Source organism: Micrococcus sp. KRD070, from assembly GCF_017168435.1.
Taxonomy (GTDB): Bacteria; Actinomycetota; Actinomycetes; order Actinomycetales; family Micrococcaceae; genus Micrococcus; species Micrococcus luteus.
In genome coordinates this window covers 57398-63857 of record NZ_JABFNH010000008.1, presented here as the reverse complement: position 1 = coordinate 63857, position 6460 = coordinate 57398, and the positions used below count along the sequence as shown (strand labels likewise).

Here is a 6460-nt window from a genome sequence, read left to right as displayed (position 1 = left end):
GGCTGGATGTGGGGGTCTGCCTGGCCGAGGAGGCGGCGGGGTTCAACGGGATCGGCGCCGCCCTTGAGCTGGGCCGAGGCGTCGCCGTCGACGGGGAGGAGCACTATCTCGACGCGTTCCGGGCCTTCTCCTGCTTCGGGGTGCCCCTCGCGCATCCGGGCGTCGGGCGCGTCCATGGGGCGCTCAGCGTGGTGACGTTCGCCGGGGCGACGCCGACGCTCGTGGAGGGCCTGGCCCGGCACCTCGGACGACAGATTGAGCAGGCGCTAGGCGCGGCCACGTACGCAGACGAGTTGCGGCTTCTGACGGAGTTCCGCCGCCTCACCCGGGGCCGGGGTAGTGCCGTGGTGGGCGTGGGTGAGGAGTCGATCCTCCTGAATGCCGCGGCGGAGCGGTTGGTGCGGTGTCTCGACGGATCGGAGCTGCGGGCCCTGGCGGTGCGAGCGCGGCGGGGGGAGCTCGACGGTGGCGATGTGGGCGTGGCGGGGGGCTTCAGCGTCGCGGACGTGTCCGAGGCGTCTGGCATGACCCTGATGCGGTTGGAGAGGGCCGCGACGGAAACCACGCCGCGTCCCACGCCGGGGGCGGGGCGCGGGACCTGGGCTCCGGCCGTCGAAGCGGCCCGCGAGGCACGGGGCTCGGTGAGCGTGATCGGGGAGCCCGGCTCCGGCCGCACGGCGGCCGCCCGGAGGATCGCTGGCCCCGACGCCGTCATACTCGAGGTCGGCCGCGCCCAGACCCCCGAGGACACGACCTGGCTACGGGGGCTCGAGGCCCTCGTGCGGCGGCCCGGCCCGCCGGTGGTGGTTGACGACGTCGACGCGCTGGAACCTCGGCTCTTGCCAGGACTGAGACGAGCCCTACGACAGGGGCGGTGCCGGATTGTCATGACCGCCCAGGTGCAGCCGACGACCGATGTCTCGGCCGTGCTCGCGTTGACGGAGCATCGCGTCCAGCTCTCGCCGCTGCGCCGTCGGCTCGCCGAGTTCCCGGCGTTGCTGGCGGCTATGGCGGCCCAGGTGCACGGCGCCTCGGCGCCGATGTTCTCCCCGGAGGCCGTGCGCGTCCTGGCGCAGCAGCACTGGCCGGGCAACCTGGTCGAGCTGGAGTACGTCGTGGGCCGTGTTGGGCGGAGGGCTGGGGGCGGCCGTGTGACGGTGGCTGAGCTGCCCGCATCACACCGTGGGGAAGGGACTGTCCCCCTCCTGGGCCTCGAACGGGCCGAGCGGGAGGCGATCATCGACGCATTGGAGTCGGCCGGCGGCAATAAGGTGCGGGCCGCCGCCGCGCTCGGGGTGAGCCGGGCGACGCTCTACCGCCGCCTGCGCACCCTGCGCATCACGCAGGAAGGCTGAGCGGGGCCAGCCGGGTGCCGGGCTGGACGCGCGGCGGGGTGGTCCCGCGCCGGGCCGACGTTCTCTACGCGGGTCGTCCTTATTCCGGACGGCCCGCGCAAGGAGCATCGGTCGCGCGGATTCAGCGCTCAGCCGTCCTCGGCCCGAGATGTCGCGCGGCCGGCACGACGGCGGCCAGCGAGACCACCGCCAGGACCTGCCACCCCGCGAGCGCCCAGCCGACCCCGAGCGTCGCCCCGAGCGCACCTCCCGCGAGGGTCGCCAGCGGCACGGAGCCCCGGGTGAGGGTGCGGCGCATCGCGGTGACCCGCCCGAGCGTGCCCTCGGGGCAGGCGCGGGCGGTCACGGCAGCCTGGGTGATGTTCCCGAGCAGGACCATGAACCCCCAGAGGGCGGCGCCGGCCAGCAGCCACGGCCCGGCATGAGCGCGGTCGGCGTAGGCCAGCAGGTGCAGCCCCACGGCCACGGCGCAGCCGACCGAGCCGAGGAGGATGCACCGGCGCTCGCCCAGGCGGTCGATGGCCCGGCCCGCCAGGGACGAGGCCGTCAGTGCCCCGACCGCGCCCGCGGTGATCTGGATGCCCAGGAACTCCGGCCCGAGCCGCAGGTCGGTCAGGATCCAGACCGCCTCGACCGGGGCGAAGAGGGCCATGCCCACATTGGCGGCCACCGACCCCATCGTCAGCAGCCACAGGACCGGGGTGCGCCGCAGGACCGTCCACCCCTCCGCGGCGTCCTTCCCGAACCGGGCCCAGCGGGAGAGGACGTCCGCGACGCCGGGGTCCCCGTCGTCGTCCGGGACGTCCGCCGCGGCGGAGGGCCGCAACCGCACCCGGAGCGCGACGATCGCCGCCGCGAAGAGGAACGCCGTCGCGATGCCGAGCACGGGCCCTGCGCCCAGCGACCCGACGAGGACGCCCGCCGCGGCGGGCACGATCAACACGAGGGCGGCGTCGGCGGACTCGAGCCGCGCCGTCAGGCGGGCGACGGCGGTGGCCGGCACGACGCGCGGCACGAGCGCGGTCTGGGTGGTCTCGGCCAGCACCGTGAGCACGCCCAGCAGGGTCATGACGGCGGCGAGGTGACCGAACGTGAGCGCGTCGAGCGCCCACGCCGCGACGAGCGAGCCGAGCACCGCCGCCTTGGCGAGGCCGGTGGCCGCGAGCAGCCGCGGGCTGAGGTGTCGGTCCACCACGATGCCGAGGGGCACGCCGAGCAGGAGGAATCCCAACCCGGAGAGCGTCATCAGCACGCCCATGCCGTCGGCGCCCACGCCGAGCAGGAGCACCGCCAGGACGTCCAGGGCGACGTCCGTGGCGGACCGGCCACCCGCGTCGAGGGCGTTGGAGGCGACCAGCCACCGCGCCCGTCCTTCCGGCGGCGGGGGCGTCCCAGTGTCAGAGCCGCGGGGGGCAGGCGTCTGACGACGCGGGTCCGTGCTCACCGCCACACGTGGAGCAGGTAGCCGTAGCTCAGTGACGTCGCTGCGGGGTGCTCGGCGAGCCACGCGTCGGCGACCCCTCGCTCGAACTCCAGCCGCAGGACGGCCTCGAGGTCGGCGCGGGAGTCGAAGGTCCACGAGCTCATGACCTCACGGGTCTCGGCCCCGACGCCGGCCCACCACTCGCGGGCGTACGTGTCCTGGCCCTGCGCCGCGGCGTTCGTGCTCGCCCGCAGCAGCTCGGCGAACTGGCCGCGCTCGGTGTCGTTGTCGATCACCACGAGCGCGCCGCCGGGCCGCAGCACCCGGGTGACCTCGTCCAGGCCGGGTCGGACGTCCCAGCGCGGGTGCGGGAAGAAGTACGCGAACCGGGCATGCACGACGTCGACGCTCGCCTCCGGCAGCGGGATCTGCTCGGCCGAGCCGTACAGCACGCGCGCCCCGCCGGGGCGGGCGCGAGCGGCCCCCAGCAGGCGCACGTCCGGCTCGACGGCGATCGTCTCGGCCGCGTCGGCGTAGCGGGGCAGCCAGAAGCCGGTGCCCGCACCGAGGTCGAGCAACGTCCGCCCGGCCCAAGGCGCCGCCTCCTGCAGCGCCGCCCAGAGGGCGCCCTCACGGTCCATGGCCGCGTTCTCTATCTCGTACAGCGCCGGGTCCACGCCCTGGTTGCCCGAGGGGCGGAAGTCGGGCAGGCCCGTGGCCGGTCCGCCCGGTGTGCTCTGCGTCATGCCCGGGAGTCTGACACACCCCCCCTCCACGCCGGTCCGTCACACGGGTCCGCCTCGGCCCGCCGCGCCCCGGAGAGGCTCCGGCCGGTCCTGGATGGCGCGGGGGCGGCTCATATGACGCGCGAGCCGGCCGCCCGCTGGACTCTCGGCGGCCCACCGCGTGGGATGGGCTCACCACCCATCCAGAGCGGCTGAGAGATCTGGCTCGACGACGCCGCAGCAACCCGCCCGCCGGACCCGGACCCCCGGGAACGGCAGGCCCGGTGCTACCGCCAGGACCGATGGAGGAGAGCAGATGCCCCGTCATGCCACACAGCAAGTCCACGCCGGCTACGAGCCCGCCGCGCCCCACCGGCCGGTCGTCCCGCCCATCCACCAGACCACGGCGTTCCGTTTCCCGGACCACGCCACGGCGGCATCGATGTTCCGGCTCGAGACCCCCGGCTTCACCTACAGCCGCACGGGCAACCCGACCGTCGCGGTGTTCGAGAACCGCCTCGCCGCGCTGGAGGGCGGCATCGGAGCGATCGCCACGGCCACCGGCCAGGCCGCCGTCGCGCTGTCCCTGCTGGCGCTGCTGCAGGGCGGCAAGCACCTGGTCGCCTCCAGCCAGCTGTACGGGGGCACCGTCGACCTGCTGACGGACACGTTCGCGGACTTCGGCATCGAGGTCACCTTCGCGGACCCGGCGGACCCGCCCGCGTGGGCCGCCGCGGTCCGGCCCGACACCCGCGCGTTCTTCCTCGAGGCCATCACCAACCCGCTCGCCACCCTCCCGGACCTGCCCGCGCTCGCGGACCTCGCCCACGCGGCCGGTGTGCCGGTGGTGGTGGACAGCACCCTCGCGACGCCGGCCCTCTACCGGCCGCTGGAGCACGGCGCCGACGTCGTCGTGCACTCGGCCACCAAGTTCCTCGGCGGACACGGCGCGGTGCTCGGCGGCGCGATCGTGGACGGCGGCACGTTCGACTACGGCGCGGCGCCGGACCGGTGGCCGCAGCTGGCCCGGCCCAAGGCCCGCTACGGCGGGCAGACGCTGGTCGAGCGGCACGGCCGTGGCGCCTACCTGACGCTGGCCCGCAGCAAGTTCCTGCACGACCTCGGCCCCACCCTCGCCCCCGCGAGCGCGGCGCAGTTCATCCAGGGGCTCGAGACGCTCGACCTGCGCGTGGCCCGCCACACCGCCACCGCGCTGGCCGTGGCCCAACACCTGGCCGGGCACCCCGCGGTCGCGCGGGTGCACCACCCCGGTGTGGCCGGGCATCCCAGCGCGGCGCTGGCCGCCCGCGACTTCCCGGACGGCGTCGGCTCGGTGTTCTCCTTCGACCTGGCCTGCGGCCCCGAGGCCGTGGCCCCGTTCCTCGACGCGCTCGAGCTGTTCCAGCTGGTGGTCAACGTCGGCGACGCCCGGTCCCTCGTCTCCCACCCGGCGACCATGACGCACTGTCGCCTGACGCGGCAGCAGCGCGAGGCCGCCGGGATCGCCGAGACCACCGTCCGGCTCTCCATCGGGCTGGAGTGTCCCGACGACCTGATCGCGGACCTGGACCATGCCCTGGCCGTGGTGACCGCCGCCGGGCCGGCCGTCCCCGCCACCACGCCCGCCGTCCCCGAGACCGCCGCCGTCACCCAGGAGGTGCGCTGAGATGACCGCCGTCCACCACACCACCCGCTCCGTCTCCCGTCCCACCGTCCGCGGCTTCACCACCACCGCCGTGCACGCCGGCCAGGAGCCCGACCCGCTGACCGGCGCCGTGGTGCCGCCGATCTACCAGACCAGCACCTTCGTGCAGGACGGCATCAACGTGCTGCGCGCCGGGCATGAGTACAGCCGCGGCTCCAACCCGACCCGGAACGGCTTCGAGACCCAGCTCGCCGCCCTCGAGCACGGCGACCGGGCGTTCGCGTTCGCCTCCGGGCTCGCCGCCGAGGACGCCCTCCTGCGGGCCGTGCTGCGCCCCGGCGACCACATCGTGCTGGGCGGCGACGGCTACGGCGGCACCCACCGCCTCATCACCACCGTCCTCGAGCCGTGGGGCGTGTCCAACACCCCCGTGGACATCACCGACCCGACGGCGGTCGCCGCGGCCGTCCGCCCCGGCCGCACCGCGCTACTGTGGGTGGAGACGCCCTCCAACCCGCTGCTCGGCATCGCGGACCTGGCCGCCTGGGCGCAGATCGCCCACGACGCCGGCGCGCTGCTGGTCGTGGACAACACGTTCGCCTCGCCCTACCTCCAGCGGCCCCTCGACCTCGGCGCGGACGTCGTGGTGCACTCCACCACCAAGTACATCGGCGGGCACTCGGACGTGCTCGGCGGCGCCGTGGTGGTGGCCGACCGCGAGTTCCGCGGCCGGGCGCTGGCCGAGGCGGTGGCCTACCAGCAGTTCGCCGCCGGCGCGGTCGCCGGCCCGCAGGACTCCTACCTCGCCGCCCGCGGCCTCAAGACGCTCGGCCTGCGCATGGACCGGCACGGCGCCAACGCCGCCGCGCTCGCGGGCTGGCTGCAGGGCCGCCCCGAGGTCGCCCAGGTCTTCTACCCCGGGCTGCCCGACCACCCGGGCCATGCACTCGCCGCGCGGCAGATGGACGGCTTCGGCGGGATCGTCTCCATCCGGTTGGCTGGGGGAGAGGCCGCGGCCCGCGCGTTCGCCGAGGCCACCGAGCTGTTCGCGCTCTCGGTCAGCCTCGGCGGGGTCGAATCGCTGCTCTGCTACTCCTCCGAGATGACCCACGCCTCCGTGCGGGGCACGCCCCTGGCCGTCCCCACGGACCTGGTCCGGCTCTCCGTCGGCATCGAGGACGTGGCCGACCTGCAGGCGGACCTCGAGGCCGGCCTCGAGTGCGCCGCACGCGTCGCCGCCGGCCGCGGGGCGCCGTCGTCGTCGGTGAAGTGCACGTCGATCGAGACGATCTCGATCCGTGCCGTGTAGCGG

5 protein-coding genes are annotated in these 6460 nt (G+C 75.2%); 3 read left to right on the top strand and 2 right to left on the bottom strand.

Annotated elements, in window-relative coordinates:
* Nucleotides 1–1355, top strand: a 1355-nt coding sequence (locus J1M38_RS03095; protein ID WP_274608403.1) for a helix-turn-helix domain-containing protein, incomplete at its 5' end; no start/stop codon positions are given.
* A gap of 121 nt (nt 1356–1476) precedes the next feature.
* On the opposite strand, the gene J1M38_RS03090 is transcribed toward J1M38_RS03095, so the two are convergent.
* Together J1M38_RS03090 and J1M38_RS03085 are read right to left on the bottom strand one after the other, a co-directional pair.
* Nucleotides 1477–2799: an MFS transporter gene (locus J1M38_RS03090; RefSeq protein ID WP_342356197.1), complete on the bottom strand. Its 1323-nt coding sequence runs from the start codon at nt 2797–2799 to the stop codon at nt 1477–1479.
* Nucleotides 2796–3524: a class I SAM-dependent methyltransferase gene (locus J1M38_RS03085; protein WP_049145691.1), complete on the bottom strand. Its 729-nt coding sequence runs from the start codon at nt 3522–3524 to the stop codon at nt 2796–2798. The genes J1M38_RS03090 and J1M38_RS03085 overlap by 4 nt, the downstream gene beginning before the upstream one ends.
* 295 nt (nt 3525–3819) lie before the next feature.
* Here J1M38_RS03085 and J1M38_RS03080 point away from each other — a divergent pair, with 295 nt between their 5' ends.
* Both J1M38_RS03080 and J1M38_RS03075 read left to right on the top strand, forming a co-directional pair.
* Nucleotides 3820–5169, top strand: a complete 1350-nt coding sequence (locus tag J1M38_RS03080; protein WP_144819249.1) for an O-acetylhomoserine aminocarboxypropyltransferase/cysteine synthase family protein — start codon at nt 3820–3822, stop codon at nt 5167–5169.
* Between the two features lies 1 nt (nt 5170).
* Complete coding sequence (locus J1M38_RS03075; RefSeq protein WP_206501167.1) at nt 5171–6457, top strand: cystathionine gamma-synthase; 1287 nt, start codon at nt 5171–5173, stop codon at nt 6455–6457.
* Nucleotides 6458–6460: the final 3 nt, after the last annotated feature.